Origin of the sequence: Nostoc sp., from assembly GCF_036919675.1 — a bacterium.
Classification (GTDB): domain Bacteria; phylum Cyanobacteriota; class Cyanobacteriia; order Cyanobacteriales; family Nostocaceae; genus Nostoc.
The window spans coordinates 222,412-239,681 of sequence record NZ_JBALCP010000077.1 but is presented as its reverse complement, the minus strand read 5'-3'; the positions used below and the strand labels follow the sequence as shown (position 1 = coordinate 239,681).

The window sequence follows — 17,270 nt, the reverse complement described above, 5'->3', positions numbered from 1 at the left end:
ATGATATTAAAACACGGATCGAGGTAATCAGCTTACCAATTCCTGAATTTGCTCTGTTGTAAATTCCTGTACATTACTCAAAACTATTGCCGATCCCGCTTTTTTTAATGTTTCAGTATAAGTATCACGACGCGCTGCTGTTTGTTGTACATGAGGTGGTAAAACGCCTACACCAATCCAAGTGCGGTGCGGATGCAAATTTCGTGCTTTCTCAACTGTATACATATCAGCTACCGTATCTCCCACATAAAATACAGTAGGTAAATTCTCACACCCATTCTCCAAGATTTTAACAGTGGCAAAAAGTCCAGTGGGGTCAGGTTTTCCTGGCGCATCTTCCATCGCAATCAACACTGGAGATTGCAAGCCCAGGCGTTTTTCTAAGACATAGTTAGCGGAAGCACGAGTTGCACCGCTAAAAAATCCCCAAGCAATCTCCGCTTGGGTAAGTTGCTCTAAATAGCTAGGTTGTAATAATAAAGGTTCATTACAGATATACCCAGTAAAATTATTTGGGTCTGGGCCACGGTAACGCGATTGAAAAAAAGCAACGATCGCATTGTAATCTAGTTGCAGTTGTTCGCGGGTCTGTTCTTGGGTTTCAAAGTAGCGGTAAATTAATTCCTGCGATGCTTCCCAATCGTTATTCCACACACCTTCAGACTTCAGTTGGTCAATATCCAGTGGGGTTGGACGATATGCTTGGGTAGTAAAATATTCTACGGTATCTGCGATCGCTCGACGATAGGAACCGCTAACATCGCGCACAACGCCATCAATATCGAAAACAACAATCGCTTTTGCTGAGGATTTTTCAGTCATGGGAGGGATAAATTTGGGCGAGGAGCATAAAAAAGTTTAACCCCATTATGGATGCTCAGTAGTTTAATTTTTCAACCTCCGGTAAAAAATCGGGGTCGAGGGTTTGCTCTGACGTGAAGGGAGATTGTTCACCGAAGATAGCCACATCCAATTCAGTTTCATCGGCAGCCAAGAGTCTAGCATCGTCATAACACAGCCCGAATACTTCATAGAAATAGGGTTTAAGGCTAGGACTTTCTTCTAGAGCTTGTCTGAGGCGTTTGCGATCCTCCCGAATTGTTGCTCTCCAACTACCACGCTTCTCGGCAATCCCCCCGTTTCGCTCTCTTGGTAACCCAGCACTCTTGAATGTTTGGTCATTTGATAGGGTATTGCGTTAAAATAAGCGATCGCTATCCTAGTTAAGTAATGCCTGGAAATTCCCGGAGGTGTGATTGACCAAGTTTATTTTGAAAATTTTGTGGTTAGACGAAAACGTTGCTCTAGCAGTCGATCAAATTGTAGGCAAAGGCACAAGTCCTTTGACTAAGTACTTTTTTTGGCCCAGAAATGATGCCTGGGAAGAGTTAAAAAAGGAACTAGAGGCCAAACATTGGATTACTGACCTGGATCGTGTTGAGTTGCTTAATAAAGCGACAGAAGTGATTAACTACTGGCAAGAGGAAGGCAGAAACCGTCCAATGGCAGAAGCTCAGTTGAAATTTCCGGAAGTTGCCTTCACAGGTAGCGCTTGATATTACAATATTAGCGATTGTGCTCTTCTACAAGCTGCCACAGTTTGATAGTTTTGTCCCTGCTACCACTTGCAATTAATTGTCTAACTTTGCTCACAGCAACAGCAGATACTGAGTCTACATGACCAGAGAGAGTAACAATCTCTTCTGCTGTGCTTACCCTCCAAAGTTTAACTGTTTTGTCGCAACTTGCACTTAGGAGCGTTTCGCCATCGGCAGTAAAAGCCACAGCCACCACAGACCAAGAATGGCCTACAAGTGTGCAAATTAGCTGACCAGTGTTTACCTCCCACAATTTAATAGTGTTATCATCACTACCCGTCGCCAAAATTTTCCCATCAGGACTAAAAGCGACTGTCAAAACCGCCCATGCATGACCCGAAAGGGTGCCTAACAAGCTATAGCATGGGCGGTTTTGAAGTCCTCTCGGAGAACCTTCTAATGCAGGTATCTGCCACAGACGAATTGTTCTGTCATAACTAGCACTGGCTAAAAGCTGTCCTTGAGGATTAAATGCTACTGAATTTACCTGTAATTGGTGTCCAGTTATGGTGCAGATTTCTGTACCAGTATTTACATCCCAGAGTTTGATTGTCTTATCCCAGCTACCACTAGCGAGAATCTGCCCATTTGGACTGAAAGCAACTGATTTCACAGCGTGTGAGTGTCCCAAGAGGGTGCAGATTTCCTCTAATGTCTCAATCTGCCACAATTTGATAGTTTTATCGTCGCTAGCAGTTGCCAGAATTTTCCCATCAGGACTGAAGGTAACTGATTTTACAGCTTGGGAATGTCCTGATAAGCTAGCTAGGACTTTTTGGGTATTTAAATCCCACAATTTGACGATTTTATGATCACTAGCACTGGCTAAAGTGTTACTGTCAGGACTAATGGCAAGGGCATTCACACTACTCAATCTCCCAGAATGCTCAGTTAGGGTATGCAAGCATCGCCAAAGAGGATTTGGTAATTTAAAATTTTGAGTTTCACATTCCATACCCATTGCTTGCATAACTTCATCAGCTGATTGAAAACGGCGATTAATAGCATTTTGCAGCAGCTTGTTGAGAATTTGCGCTAGGCGATCGCTTACCTTAGTAGTAAGATATTGTTGCCAAACCCAGCAATTATTAGCAATATCAAATAAATCAAAGGGAGGAATCTGGGTAAGTAAGTAAATGCAAGTTACACCCAAGCTATATAAGTCACTAGCAAAAACCGCTTTTCCTCTCGCTTGTTCTGGTGCAGCATATTCTGGACTGCCGATACTGGTTTCAAATGGTAGCCGATCAATTTCGGTGACGATTTTCGCAGTGGTAAAATCGACTATGACTAAATCCCCTTTCTTGGTAATTGGGGATCTACGAATGATATTGTGAGGTTTAATATCGCGGTGAATGATATTGCGATCGCTAATAAACTTAAAAATTGGTAATAAATCTTCTAAAAGTTGCCAAATCTGAGTTTCATTAAAAGCCCCTTCCTCCTCAACCACCTGAGCTAAATTAGTGCCTGCAATAAACTCCTGCACTAAATAAAAATGCTCGTTCTGCTGGAAATAAGTTAATAAAGCGGGAATTTCGGGATGCTTTCCTAATTCTTCTAGCTGTTGCGCCTTTTGCTGAAAACTTTTAGATGTTTCGGATTCTAGCGATAATTCTTGAACGACGCAAGGAACTGGAGGAAACTGACCCTCATCTACAGCGAGGAAGGTTTTGCAGAATCCCCCTTCACCAATCCGTTTCATTAAACGATAACGTTCTTGTAAAAGCAAAATTTCTCCGTTAGAGTTACAGCCAGCCAGGGCGAATAAAATTCGCGGCTACACAAACGTTCGCGTAGCGTCTCGCAGAGAAGTCCGCCTCCACGGACTAAGGAAAAATTGAAGGTTTGAAACCCACGGAGGTGGGTTTTGCCTATATAGACAAGCCAGTGCGTTGGGCGGGCAATGCCCAACTTGTTCGCTCTTAGCGTTCCCGCTCTTTAGCAACTGGCGTGCGGTTTCTAACTGCCCTTTTAACGTTAAGTTGACTTATCCGCCGGGAAATTCACAATTATAGGTGGAAGACCATTTTCTGCGGTTGGTTGTGCTTTGGTAACTACTGGTTGTGGATGCAAAGGCGTTGGTGTCAATTCACCCTTACCAGTTTGATTCCATAAAATCATGGATAGTAGCCCATCTACTAAGCCGTTATTGCTGCCGTTGCTGCCAACTAAGACATCTGGAATCAAGCGGACATTGTGATCGCCTATAATCTGCATTAGTTGCATTGCTGTATAACCTTGTGGACCTAAAGCTTCCACGCCAGCACTGTAGGTTTCAGCTTTCGCGTTACCCGTAGCCCGAATACCTTCAGCCTCAGCAATTGCTCGGAGTTTTGTCCCCTCAGCTTCACCGTTCGCCTGCTTGATTTGGGCTTGGGCTTTTAGGTCAGCAATATGTACACTCTGCTCCGATTTCACCATTTCTTGCTGGATATCAGCGAGTGCCGTTTCCCGGACAAGTTGCTGCCGTTGGGTTTGCGCCATCTGCTGGACTTCATAAGTCTTGCGTTCTTCTTCGGCAATTTTCCGGTCTGTCTGTGTCTGCATTAGTGATGCTGGTGGCAGAATATCACCAATGAGGGTGTCGATCGCTTGCACGTCATAAGCTCGCAGTGCTGTTTTAATATACTCAGCAGCCTCCGTTTGTCGCTCACTCCGAGCAGTCAGAAAGTCTAGTACAGTACAGTTTTGGGCTGAGTTGCGGAAATAATTACCGATGGTCGGTTCCAATACATGGTCTACGAGATTTTGCATAGCACCAACGCGAGAAATTACCTTCGGGGCATCTAAAGCACCCACATGGATAATTTGTGCTACTTCCAAATCAAAGGCAAACCCATCACGCGATCGCACTGTCAAGGAAGCTAGTTGAGCATCATAGCTGTGGCGTTCAGTACGACCTGACCAGTTTAAGACAATGTTGGTCGTTGGCACTAGTTCCATCTTCATAATCCGGGAATTAATCGGGTGCTTACCAGGATATAGCGGTTCGACCCACACACCCTTATGTCCCTGATTGACCAAGTTACCATGCGTAAAAGCTGCGCCGCTGACATCTTGATGTGCCTTACCCACGAAAGAAATCACCACACCCACATACCCAATGGGAATTTCTGTCATTGGCACTTGTTCAACCTGGACAAACCAAGGATTCAAGTTCCAAGAACCAGAAAGCAAGGTCTGCTCTTGTAAACCTCGCCGCCCACCTCCATTAATAAATTTCTGACCATTTTGGAAGTTGTCGTGTCCGTCAATTATGGAGCCTGCGAGTTCACCAGCGGAAATTGGGACACCATCTAAGGTCGTGACGATGCCAACTTTGTCAGATGCCAAGCTGTACACCCGCAACTGTTCTGGAGTCATGCCATGAGCGCTAGCATTTGCTGCCATAATGACTTTAAACAGGGCAGTATTCATCCGGTACGTACCAGCCGTGAGAAAACCCATTTGCCGCCCTTTTTCTCCACCTTCAGTGAGGAATTTTCGAGCATCTTGGAAGTTGTCACAACTCACAATTTTACCCAAAATCCGCTCTGGTGGGTTGGATGCACCATCTGCCGCCACAATCAAAGCGATTTCCCCTTGGGGAACGACAATTACCGACTCTTTCTTGACAGAATATTGCCAAGGCCAATAGCCCCAGTGCCAACCAGGAGCTAAAGTATCTGCCTGCAAGCCAGCTTCCCCGTTCAGGGCAATCAAACTGCCGGCGGGGAGTCCGCGCCCGGAAAGGCTAAATTTCCTCACCACAATGCCGACTTCACGTTCACCAATAACCACCAGTCCGCCAAAGAACAGGGGGACGAATATGACTAAACCGCCAACAAGTAGGATGGGAACCAGTACAACAGGATTAATTCCAGCAGCTTGATATTGAGTCCTGCTAATTTGTAACTGGGCAATATTTGGTTTGGTCTGATTTAGCTGGACTGATAGCGAAGTTATTTCTTTTGCAGTAGTTGTTTTTACAGGAGTAGCATTGGCAGAATGAACACTACCAGCGATCGCCAATGTTGCTACGATGGATGCTGTAAAACGAGCTACCTTATTTTGTTTACGAGTATCAAGCAAAGATGAAAAGCTTTTCATAATTTGTGCCCATTTGGGCAACTAATTAGTTAATTTAACACTTCACCAAGGCTTGCCTCGATTTCTTAAACTTGGCGTAATTTTTTTAAAATTAATAAATATCTTGTAGGTTGAACATTGCCCAACCTACAAAGTTGAAATAGAAAGTTAAATTAGACCAAACCACCAGCGGCTTGAAACCGAGCGCGGGCCCGTTTGAAGCCTTGGGTTGCCTGGATTTGGGCTTGGCGATCATCTGCTGACACTTGACTTAGACGCGCTTCTGCTTGGTTGTAAGCAGCACGGGCTTCCTCAAGGTTAATTTTGTCGCCACGTTCAGCGCCGTTAACCAGAATTGTTACTTCATTTTCTTCGACTTCGGCAAAGCCACCCAAAAGAGCGATCGCTTGCCAATTCTCATTTTTAGCAGCACGGACTCGCATTACACCAGTATCCAGGGCAGTCAAAAGTGGTGCATGTCCAGTGAGGATACCTAGTTGACCAGTAGTACTAGGCAAAACGACTTCTTCAGCTGGGGCATCCCATACTGTTTTATCTGGGGAAATTACACGAACGGTTAATGTCATTTGTCTTTTGTCCTTTGTCTTCTGTCCTCAGTCTTTTGTTACTAGTCATTAGCGATCGCACTAATGACTAATGTACAGACGCGATTAATCGCGTCTGTGACTAATGACTAACCTTTGATTTTCTCAGCTTTGGCGATCGCTTCGTTAATATCGCCCACCAAGTAGAAAGCCTGTTCTGGCAGAGCATCCAACTCACCAGACAGAATCTTCTGGAACCCTTTGATGGTATCTTCCAACTTCACGTACTTACCAGGAGAACCGGTGAATACTTCTGCCACAAAGAACGGCTGGGACAAGAAGCGCTCAACTTTCCGCGCCCGCGCCACGATCAGACGGTCTTCTTCAGACAATTCATCTAGACCGAGAATGGCGATAATGTCTTGGAGTTCTTTATAACGTTGCAGAGTTGATTGCACCGCACGGGCAGTATTGTAGTGTTCGTCACCGACAATGTTGGGCTGGAGCATGGTGGAAGTTGAACCAAGGGGGTCAACTGCGGGATAAATTCCTTTAGCTGCCAAACCACGAGACAGCAATGTTGTACCGTCCAAGTGGGCGAAGGTGGTAGCAGGTGCGGGGTCGGTGAAGTCATCCGCAGGTACGTACACTGCCTGAATGGATGTAATGGAACCCTCTGTAGTTGAGGTAATCCGCTCTTGCAGTTCACCTACGTCGGTTCCCAAGGTAGGCTGATATCCTACCGCTGAGGGCATCCGACCCAGGAGCGCGGATACTTCCGAACCTGCTTGGATAAACCGGAAGATGTTGTCAACAAACAGCAGCACATCCTGCTTGTTCACATCCCGGAAGTACTCTGCTACTGTCAATCCCGAAAGACCAACCCGCATTCTCGCTCCGGGTGGTTCGTTCATTTGACCGTAGACTAGAGCAATTTTTGACTCATTGAGGTTGTCTTTGTTGATCACCCCAGATTCAATCATTTCGTTGTAGAGGTCATTGCCTTCACGGGTGCGCTCACCCACGCCAGCAAATACGGATACTCCACCGTGCTGGGTAGCAATGTTGTTGATCAACTCCATCATGATTACGGTCTTACCAACACCAGCACCGCCGAACAGACCAATCTTACCGCCGCGTCGATAGGGAGTCATAAGGTCAACAACTTTAATCCCAGTCTCGAACACCGAAGGTTTAGTTTCCAGGTCAGTGAATTTGGGAGCAGAGCGGTGGATAGGTAAAGTTGCTTCAGCATTTACTGGGCCCCTGTTGTCTACAGGTTCCCCAAGGACGTTGAAAATCCGGCCCAAAGTGGCTTTACCAACTGGTACTCTGATGGGAGCGCCTGTATCGGTGACTTCCAAACCGCGCACTAAGCCTTCGGTGGAACTCATCGCAACAGTCCGCACCTGGTTGTCGCCCAGCAGTTGCTGTACTTCAACAGTGAGGTTGATTTCCTGTCCAGCTTCGTTGGTGCCAATGATTTTCAAAGCGTTGAAGATTTGTGGCAATTTCCCGCCGGGAAATTTAACGTCTACAACTGGACCAATGATTTGGGTAATGTAACCAATGTTTGTTTTTTCTGCGGTTGTGACCATGCTGCGCCTAATGATTGAAGCTAGATTTCAGATAAGGTCGGAGAAGACATATAATTAAGCAATGTCACCTTTCACTGTAGCACCGCAAGGGGACACAACTCCCTTAGTAATTCCTTAAAAAGAAGCTTGACTGCTTTAGCTGTAACTCTCGTTCTGACAAGCTTGTCTAGACGAGTGGATGCTTTTTCTTTATCCAGTTAACACCCTAGTTTTTCACCAAGCTCATTTTTAAGCTGCGATCGCTTTGGTTCAAGCCGCTTAAATAGCAGCAATTTACCCTAAATATTGTACAACCGTTACGCGTGTCAACACAAAAAAATGCTGTGTCTGGCGATCGCAGACACAGCAGTTATCAGAGTAGTTTTGAGATAATATTTAGCCTTTAGCTACGGCTTTCTGTTGCTGTTTGCGCTTCAGTAGCGTAGTAGCACTGAAAGCACCTACTGCTAATACACCTAATATAGAACCTGGTTCAGGGACAGATTGAGAACCACCAGGGATTGCGGAACCTGAACCACCAGGGATTGCGGAACCCAAGGTGATATCGTCAAAGAAAATCTCACTGATTGTTGCTGTGAAATCTACTGATTTGGCAATACCTGAAAATGATACGCCGATAGGAACAAATGGGCTATAAACGCCAGTTGGGTCAGGTGCTGCATTGAACGGTGTTAATGGTAAATTTATAGTGGCAAGTAAGTTTCCAGTAGCGTTAAGTCCGTCGTATATGTTGACAAATCCTGGCCTATCGATCGCCGAATAGAAAAATGAAAGCCCAGTGTCAAAGCCATTTTGTGCGTTCAAAGTTGCGGTAGATCCATTTAGAAAGAATAGATCTGTGTTTGGGCTGGGTTCACCACCAAAACTGCCTGAACCGCCATTATCACTATCCACAATACCGTATGCATTAGGTGAGAAGGTGATATCAAAGTCTTGGGGAGCTGTATCGTAGAAATTCGCAACAAAATTGAAATTCCCAACTCCTTCAAAGTTAAGAACGGTTACTGCCGCTTCTGCCTTTGATACGCCTAGTGTGGACAGAGCTATAAATGTTGCTCCAACAGGAGCCATCGATAAGTTTTTCATAACAGTTGAAATTGCCATAAAATACATTTCTCCAAAAAAATGGTGCTTCATAGTAGGAGTTTTCCCAACCAAATATGTCAGCAAAAACATAGGCGAAATTGCACATAACGCCTTAAGTCCGACATGTAAAATTCAGCCTTTCGCAGCGATCGCAGATATAAGCACTAGTGAAAATGACTAAAGTTTTAAACTTAGCTTTTGTTTTCTAGTTATTAAGGAAATTATTATCAGTGTTTTCCTCACTTGCTTATTCACCTAGATTACTTACAAATTTATTTAGTGTCGATAATGTTTACGTGTATTCACATAACAGATATATTATAAATTAGATTAAATAACAGCCAAAACCTAGATGCAAGGCGACTTATATACCCAGTATCAAGTGGATAATTGACTGAAGCTTTGTAAAATTAAGTTGTAGCTTTAAGATAGATTTACTAAAATGATTATACGTATATATAATCAGAGTTACACTTAAAAATATCGTGGTAACACACTGTTATGATACCTAGCTATGAAAGCCACAGTGGTTAAAAACTTAGGGTAGCGATGCCTGCGGCAAGCTTCTCTACGAGAGGCTACGCCAACGCTAACGCTTGCTAGATTAGCTTAGAAAAGCTTACATAAAAAATCTGCTCTCTCTGACGATCGCAGAAAGAGCAGTGCTGTACCATTTCATTCAAATAGCTAATACACATATTCTCAATACTATTTCGGAATCTAAGCAATCAATAATTACTAAGAGACCATTTATAAAGTAAATCAAAAGTTAGGGTGTGTTACGGCTTTAGCCTAACAGGCACAGCAGGTATCAAAAATGAAGGTGAGAAGAAATTTAGGCTTTCACGGCAGCCTTTTGTAGCTGTTTGCGCTTGCAAAGGGAAGTAGCACTGAAAGCACCGAAGGCTAGGACACCGAGTATGGAAGTAGGTTCAGGAACAGAGGTGGTCTTAGTCAATTTCACGTTATCCAGCAGTAGTCCAATATTATCTCCACCAACCCCATCGAAAGCCAATTTGGCGGTTGTAGCCGAGGTGACTGTGATGTTGCGAGTAAAGGTGGTAAAGTTATCGGTCGATGGCAGCGTAAATCTTTCGTTAAACAGGCTACCCAACGATACGTTCACAGAGTTGTTACCGTTATTTCTTTGGTCGCCAGCCAGCTGGAAAGTTAGATTGAAGATGTCACCTACATCAAACGTGAATGCTGCTTTAGATTCAAGTTTGCCAGCCATTAATGATGAGCCATCTGTATCTACGTATAGCCCGTTGTTTGGCAAGTAGTTATAAAAATTATTACTACCAATCAGGTCAACTGTTCCATCTGTAACATTCCAATTGGTAAACTTGTTATAGTTTAACACCCCGGTGCCGCCATTTTCGGTGTCAAAATTGTCTTCTAGAAGAACTATGGATGCAGCTCTAGCAGAAGCTGATGTTGCAATTCCAATTGCAGTAAAAGCTGCGATCGCTATACTGATTTTGCTTAAACGTTTTAAAACGGTTGATGTCGTCATACAAATCACTTTATTTCCTTGTTGTGTACCTCTTAAATACCTTAGTGGTTAATTTATTTATTGAGGATAAAATATGCGTATAAATACGTAAACTTTAAATTATGAAGTTGATTAAATAGTAGTAAAAACTGAGTTAACGTCGGGCTTAAATAGATATTTTTTAGCAAATACATAGACACAAAATGTTAAAGTTAGGATGTTTTTTTATATCAGCTTTATACTACCCCTGTACCCATAGGGTTTGATTCAAGCGAAAAATCCAAAGCTGCGTAAGTTTGGGAAATACTACAACCAGACTTGGGGCGGCGTTCCTGATGCTACAAAATTGCGGTATGGTGTCCCCAAATGCTGATAAAAATAAAAAATTGCCGTGTCTTGTAGCGAACACGGCAGTTATAAACTTCAATCTTGGTGAATAATTTAGGCGTGAATTTCCTTAAAATAAAGGTAGACCCACTTCCGCTTCATCCTCATACTTGCACCGAGTAACAGCTTATGAATTTCTCGTCAGCACGACAATTTTTTTATCAGGAGATTCAGCAGTCTGACGAGCAGATTGACCTAGCAAAGGCAGCTTTATATATTGCACAAGAAGAATATCCCAACCTAGATCCAGAGGAATATCTTAATTCCCTTGATACAATGGCATCGGAGCTTCAAGAACGCCTGCCTGATTCACGATATCCTTTGCGGATAGTTCAAAGTATTAATCAGTATCTCTACGATGATTTAAAGTTTTCTGGTAATAAAATTGACTATTACGACCCGCGCAACAGCTTTTTCAATGATGTAATTGATCGCCGATTGGGGATTCCCATTACCTTAGCACTGGTTTATCTGGAGGTTGCCCGACGGATTGATTTCCCGATGGTGGGTGTGGGGATGCCAGGACATTTCCTAATCCGCCCAGATGTTCCAGATATAGAGATTTTTGTGGATGCTTTCAGTAGCGGTGAAATAATATTTGCTCAAGATTGCGAGGAACGGCTGTCTCAACTTTATCAGCAACCCGTGACACTACAACCAGAATTTTTAGCTGTAGTCAGTCATCGACAATTTTTGGCCCGGATGCTGACAAATTTAAAATTTATTTACCTGAAACAGCAAGAGTTAGAAAAAGCGCTAGCAGCAGTTGAACGAATGTTGTTGCTGTTTCCTAATTTAACTTTAGAATTGCGCGATCGTGGTCTGATATACTATCAACTCGGTTACTATCCTCAAGCCATAGACGACTTACAAAATTATTTAGCAAAAGTTCCTGATGCCGAGGATGCATCTATGATTCGGCGGCTACTTACCGAATTGGGTAAGGATGGTTGAATCAAGTAAAAGGGACTGGGTGAGAAAGATACAATAGCTTTGATTGCAACTTAAGTATCAAAATCAAAAATGCTGTGTCAGCAACATTGATACAGCAGTGGTTAGTTAAATTAAATGGCTTAAATAAAAATTTATGCTTATGCCTTAACTGCGGCTTGCTGTTGTTTGCGCTTGCGAACAGAGGTAATGCCGAAAGCACCTAAGCCTAAGATACCGATGAGAGAAGCGTGCTGTACTAATAGTCGCTAGAGTTATAAATGCTGTACCGATAGCTATTGATAACTTTTTCAAAATACTTGTAGCAGTCATTGTCTTATTTTCCTTATAAACGAATCTTTCTGTTTGCCTTCACTGCTTTTGATACTAATACGTGTTTCTAATGATTGAAAACCTTTTTTAACCTACTTTATAGAGAATTCACTGATAAACAAAGCTAATAATGTGCAAGAAAAACGTAAAAACACTTAATTTATAAGGCTTTTAAGAACATCTGCTAGAGCTTATAATCTGTGTTTATATTTAAGGTAATGATGAAGCAGTATTCTCAACAACTACTTCAGAATGAATTCTCAGAGTAATAGCAAAAGTCTTTTAAAGAAGATTGAAATCTGTGTTTATACTTAAGGTAATGATGAAGCAGTATTCTCAACAACTACTTCAGAATGAATTCTCAGAGTAATAGCAAAAGTCTTTTAAAGAAGATTGAAAGAGGATTTCAGTCCCTTTTGAACGAATTGGACTATTGGCCATGAACCAAAGTTCATAGCTATAGGACTCATATCTGATTTTTGAACAAGATTTCAGATCAAATCCTGATAAAACGGGCTTTTCAGTCTCAGTATATTTTCAGAACTAAAATCGGAGTCCTATAGTTAGGAGACCAACTAGTACAGCTTGGCAAAAATAACTATCCAGTTGAAAAAGTGCTGAGTTACCGTTCGCCCTTGGTGTCTCCCCAATAATTTTTAATTCTTCAATTTTTTAATTTTAAAACTTACGCACAAGCAAGGAAAATCGAACCACAGAAGACGCAGAGAAGCCAGTACGCCCTTGCGGTTCCCCGACTTGTACCCCTCCGGGGAAGCAAGCTACGCGCAGCGTCTCCCTTAGGAGAAGCAACTGGTGCGACACGGAGAAATAAGAGTTTGAGAGGTTTTTTGCGTAAGTCCTAAATCTAAAATCTAAAATTGGCACGGTCAAGAGTTATTGTTCTTCCCCTGCTCCCCCTGCTTTCTCTGCTACCCCTGCCTTCTGCCTTCTTGCAGTAGTTAGCACCGACAGCTTTTGGCAGGAATACTGGGAAAACTCAATACCAAATGCCTAATGATCGAATTATTCTTGTTCTTCTGCGACTCGTTTGAGGCGGCGCAGCTGGGATTGCATATCTTCTTTTGTCCAAGACGCAGCAAAGGTGTTGAAACCCCAACTAATTAAGGGGTTAGGGATATCGTACTCAAAGCGGTTGAGTAGAAGCGTTCCTTTTTCTGTTGGCTGACATTCCCAGCGATCGCGCCCTTGAAAAAATCCCTGAAACTCCCAAACTACTAAACCCGGTTGTCGTTCCACAACTACGCTATTCAACGTGGGTTTTAGTAGAGGAATTTGAATAATAAAACGACTTTCACTGCCGACATCGGTACTCCAAGCTTCACCCACAGGTTCGCAACGGAGGACGGGGTTAAGCCAGCGGTGCATGAGGGTTAAATCGCTAATACAGCGATCCACCACCGTAGCTGTAGCATTAATTTGAATCGATTGTTCCAAAACTTGGGACATTCCACATCTTTGGTGCTGTTGCTGCAATTAGAGTAACGCAAAATTCAGCACTGACAGTAGATTAAATCAAATATTAGTAACAAAGTCAAAAATTACTCTTGATATCAATGCCATAGATGTACGTTTTTACTGGTAAATTGATAGGCAAAACACTGACTTAGTGTTTGCGGCGAATACTTAAGCTTAATTCCCGAAAACCATGAATACAACTTGGCAAGGAATAACCCAGGTGATAGGAGTTGCTTTGTCCACGGGGGTGCAGGAATTTTTGGCACAATCGCCCAACCTGCAACTGGCGCAACCAGCAGTGAATCAAGGAATCGCTGATGTGCAAGGTATTGTTCAACAGTTGATTCTGTTTATACCCCGTCTGCTGGGGGCAGTGGCAATTTTGTTAGTAGGTTGGCTAATTGCAGCGATTGCAGCGGCAGTGACGCGAGGAATCCTCAATCGCACAAACATAGATAACCGCATTGCCGCAGGGATAACGGGTCGTCAAGATGTTCCCCAAGTGGAGAAATTAATCTCCAGCTTAGTCTTTTGGAGCATTATCTTGTTGACGGCGGTAGCTGTTTTACAGACATTGGATCTGGAGATAGCGTCTCGACCCCTAAATAATTTTCTCAATCAACTTATTGGCTTTTTGCCAAAGTTGGTTGGTGCGGGAATCATTTTGGTAACTGCCTGGTTTTTGGCGACCATTGTGAAGATTATCACTGTGCGCTCATTACAGGCATTTAACCTGGATGAGCGTTTGAATCCAGAACCAGAAGACAGGCCATTTAGCCTCAATCAGATGTCTCTAAGTGAGACGATTGGCAACGCTCTGTATTGGTTTATATTTTTACTGTTTCTCGCCCCAGTTTTGGATACTCTCGGACTACAGCAGGCTCTACAACCAGTACAAGCTCTAATTACAGAAGTTCTGCTAATTCTGCCGAACATTTTAGCGGCGATATTAATTGCTGTAGTTGGCTGGTTCATCGCTAATGTGGTGCGGCGGATTGTGACGAACTTGCTGGTGACAACTGGCATCGACCGTTTAGGTAGTCGGTTGGGATTATCTTCGGCTGCGGGGGTGCAACCTTTATCGAGTATTATCGGCACAATTGTCTATGTTTTGATTTTAATTCCTGTAGCGATCGCAGCGCTGAATGCCTTGCGAATTGATGCGATATCTGTCCCGGCGATCGCAATGCTGCAACAGGTTCTCAACGCTCTACCTGCCATCTTTACAGCCGTGGCAATTTGGATTGTTGCCTATTTTATCGGGCGGTTTGTAGCGGATTTGGTTACAAGTATCCTCACCAATTTAGGCTTTAATAACATTTTCAGCATACTGGGTTTGACAACACCCAGCAGACGAATTGTAATTTCAACAGAACCAACAACTCCCTCGATTCCAAGCCGCACGCCATCGGAAATTGCAGGTATTGTTGCCTTAGTAGGGATCATGCTGTTTGCAACGGTGGCGGCGGTGAATATCCTGAATATTCCAGCCCTGACTGCATTAGTGTCTGGAATTGTGATCATATTCGGGCGAATTTTGGCAGGATTAGTAATATTTGCCATTGGCTTATTCCTGGCAAATCTGGCTTTTAACATCATTACCAGTTCCGGCGATCGCCAGGCACAGATTTTGGGTCAAGTGGCGCGGATTGCGATCATTGCCTTAGTCTCGGCAATGGCACTGCAACAGATTGGAGTTGCCAGTGATATTGTGAATTTAGCCTTTGGACTTTTACTAGGTGCGATCGCTGTTGCTATTGCTCTAGCCTTTGGTCTTGGGGGGCGCGATATTGCCCGCGAACAAGTTCAAGAATGGCTAAACTCTTTCAAAGGTAGAAACTAAAAGTTGATGAAGGCGCAATTTCGTCTGTAAAGAAAGGAAAGTGTAGCCCTAAGCATCAATAGTGGATAAAATATATCGGCAATTGTGCCTAAAAGGTTGAAAGTTAGAGTTTAGAAGCTCGGAGTTTGAGTGTAGAATTTGACGTTTCGAGTTCTAAAGCTCAAGTTCCGAGTTCAAAAGTTGAAGTTCCGGGTTCAGAGGTCGAAGTTCCGGGTTCAGAGGTCGAAGTTTCGGGTTCAGAGGTCGAAGTTTCGGGTTCAGAGGTCGAAGTTTCGAGTTCTGAAGCTCAAGTTCCGAGTTCAAAAGTTGAAGTTCCGAGTTTAAAGGTCGAAGTTGCGAGTTCAAAGGTCGAAGTTCCGGGTTAAAAGTCGCGCAATCGAGTATTCACAATATTTTTGTAACTTGAAAAAATTAAATTAATAAATTTTCAAAGGGTATTTTTAGTGCCGTTAACTAAGATCGCATCCAGGAAAGTTCTATCTTGCAGCAGAGTAGGCTCATAGAAGGGAGCTACCTACCCAAATTTTTAACTTTGGTAATAATCAGCGCTCGCTTTAAAATTACAATATTACTTTTAAAACATCCTCTGAAGGAGTCAAACTAGTAGTCTATCAAGAAATAATTGACGAATAGATTTTCTGTAGATACGGCGATTTATCGCGTCTCTCTAACCGTCAAAATAGGTTTGACAGACCAATAGTCGGATAGTTCAATTTTTTAAAGTAATATACACAACCGATATAAATTGATTACTATCTCTTTAACAATTTTGGGAATAAATTCGTCATTAATGCTGAGGTGGTTCTTAGTTTTAGAAAGAGAAACTGGAGCAAATACTTCACAGCAGAAATGAAAGGTTACTAAAACATGGATTTTATCAATCAAGCACAGAATTTGGCAGATACGGTTAGAGATAAAGCTCAAGAAGTAGCCAACAATGCCATAAATGGAATAGATGAGGTAGTTGATGGGATCAAAAACGCTACTACCGAGATGACTACTTCAAGTATCCATGCAGTTAATGATTTACAAAGTTTGTCAACCATAGCAGCACAGTCAGGTTTTCAAACTCTTCAAAATGTTAGTAAAACATTTGAACAAACTGCTGTTGGAGTTGCTGCATCTAGTATGGTAATGGCTGATGCTTTGCAAAATTTACCAAAGACAGCTGCTGAATTAGCCCAAGAGATGCCAAAGATTGCAAATAGGCTGAGATATCGTGCTGGTGTTCGAGTGGGAGACTTACCTCGCTCTGATGCGGATGTTATGAAGCTTTTTGAGAAAATTCCTGGCACATCAAAGCTTGAAGCCAAAGAATATACAATTCGGCAATTTCTTAGAGATAAGCACGGTAGCCACATCAATCCACGTTCCCAAGGTGGATCGAATGCTGCTGATAATATCCTTTGGGAAGTAGGTGTTGACAATCTCCGTCGAGGTGCGAAAGTAATGACTGTTGGCGAACAGTTTTATATTCGGATTTATAATGCGGTAGATTCTATTGTTAGCAATTCTGGAACAATCGCTAGACTTGGCATTACTGCCACAGGAACAGCTATTCTCACCCAAGTTGTAGTAACGGCGATTTCCTACTCTTTGGATCTTTATCGGGGCGAGATTACTGTTGAAGAGTATAAAAATCTAATTTTTGAAGCAGCAAAGGCAGCAGGTATTGCTACACCAATTGTTTTTTTAGTTTTAGTGGCTGTATTAGCTTTATTTCCAGAATTGACAGTCATTTTGTCAGCACCAGTGGTTGTCGCAGGCTTCAATGCTTTATTTAGTATTAGTATTGCTACACCAATCATTCAATCCCTAGTTCGTCATGTCGAAGCTGGAGGTTTTGGGATAGAAGCTGCTGATGCTTACAAGACTGCCTTTGATGGTTCTGCGCTCTGAAATAGTGTT

General features: G+C 42.9%; 14 protein-coding genes. 5 read left to right on the top strand and 9 right to left on the bottom strand.

Annotated features, from left to right (window positions below):
- Positions 1-27: 27 nt before the first annotated feature.
- Positions 28-822: a TIGR01548 family HAD-type hydrolase gene (locus V7K49_RS17020; protein WP_335206533.1), complete on the bottom strand. Its 795-nt coding sequence runs from the start codon at positions 820-822 to the stop codon at positions 28-30.
- Between the two features lie 55 nt (positions 823-877).
- Entirely contained in the window at positions 878-1,132 is a 255-nt protein-coding gene (locus tag V7K49_RS17015) for a DUF29 domain-containing protein (RefSeq protein ID WP_334868977.1), read from the bottom strand.
- A 124-nt stretch (positions 1,133-1,256) separates the two neighbouring features.
- Here V7K49_RS17015 and V7K49_RS17010 point away from each other — a divergent pair, with 124 nt between their 5' ends.
- Positions 1,257-1,556, top strand: coding sequence for a 30S ribosomal protein PSRP-3 (locus V7K49_RS17010; protein WP_273765874.1), 300 nt, complete (start codon positions 1,257-1,259; stop codon positions 1,554-1,556).
- 10 nt (positions 1,557-1,566) lie between these two features.
- Here V7K49_RS17010 and V7K49_RS17005 read toward each other — a convergent pair whose 3' ends face one another.
- From V7K49_RS17005 to V7K49_RS16980, 6 genes are all read right to left on the bottom strand, one after another.
- Complete coding sequence (locus V7K49_RS17005; RefSeq protein ID WP_335206574.1) at positions 1,567-3,303, bottom strand: serine/threonine-protein kinase; 1,737 nt, start codon at positions 3,301-3,303, stop codon at positions 1,567-1,569.
- Between the two features lie 275 nt (positions 3,304-3,578).
- Positions 3,579-5,690, bottom strand: a complete 2,112-nt coding sequence (locus V7K49_RS17000) for an SPFH domain-containing protein (RefSeq protein WP_335206531.1) — start codon at positions 5,688-5,690, stop codon at positions 3,579-3,581.
- 152 nt (positions 5,691-5,842) lie between these two features.
- Positions 5,843-6,256 (bottom strand): ATP synthase F1 subunit epsilon, encoded by a 414-nt coding sequence (gene atpC / locus V7K49_RS16995; RefSeq protein ID WP_298905807.1) that lies wholly within the window; start codon positions 6,254-6,256, stop codon positions 5,843-5,845.
- A 107-nt stretch (positions 6,257-6,363) separates the two neighbouring features.
- Entirely contained in the window at positions 6,364-7,812 is a 1,449-nt protein-coding gene (atpD, locus tag V7K49_RS16990; RefSeq protein ID WP_334868860.1) for a F0F1 ATP synthase subunit beta, read from the bottom strand.
- Positions 7,813-8,187: 375 nt separating this feature from the next.
- A complete protein-coding gene (locus V7K49_RS16985) occupies positions 8,188-8,988 on the bottom strand; it encodes a PEP-CTERM sorting domain-containing protein (protein WP_335206529.1) in 801 nt (266 codons plus the stop codon).
- A gap of 745 nt (positions 8,989-9,733) precedes the next feature.
- Complete coding sequence (locus tag V7K49_RS16980) at positions 9,734-10,414, bottom strand: PEP-CTERM sorting domain-containing protein (protein ID WP_335206527.1); 681 nt, start codon at positions 10,412-10,414, stop codon at positions 9,734-9,736.
- A gap of 495 nt (positions 10,415-10,909) precedes the next feature.
- On the opposite strand from V7K49_RS16980, the gene V7K49_RS16975 reads away from it, so the two are divergent.
- A complete protein-coding gene (locus V7K49_RS16975) occupies positions 10,910-11,734 on the top strand; it encodes a SirB1 family protein (protein WP_335206526.1) in 825 nt (274 codons plus the stop codon).
- 1,332 nt (positions 11,735-13,066) lie between these two features.
- On the opposite strand, the gene V7K49_RS16970 is transcribed toward V7K49_RS16975, so the two are convergent.
- Complete coding sequence (locus V7K49_RS16970) at positions 13,067-13,510, bottom strand: SRPBCC family protein (protein ID WP_335206524.1); 444 nt, start codon at positions 13,508-13,510, stop codon at positions 13,067-13,069.
- Positions 13,511-13,709: 199 nt separating this feature from the next.
- Between V7K49_RS16970 and V7K49_RS16965 the strand changes: the two genes are divergently transcribed.
- The 3 genes from V7K49_RS16965 to V7K49_RS16955 all read left to right on the top strand — a co-directional run bounded on the left by V7K49_RS16965 (position 13,710) and on the right by V7K49_RS16955 (position 17,261).
- A complete protein-coding gene (locus tag V7K49_RS16965) occupies positions 13,710-15,362 on the top strand; it encodes a mechanosensitive ion channel (RefSeq protein ID WP_335206522.1) in 1,653 nt (550 codons plus the stop codon).
- Positions 15,363-15,487: 125 nt separating this feature from the next.
- Complete coding sequence (locus tag V7K49_RS16960) at positions 15,488-15,727, top strand: hypothetical protein (protein ID WP_335206521.1); 240 nt, start codon at positions 15,488-15,490, stop codon at positions 15,725-15,727.
- 502 nt (positions 15,728-16,229) lie between these two features.
- A complete protein-coding gene (locus V7K49_RS16955; RefSeq protein WP_335206520.1) occupies positions 16,230-17,261 on the top strand; it encodes an HNH endonuclease in 1,032 nt (343 codons plus the stop codon).
- Positions 17,262-17,270: the final 9 nt, after the last annotated feature.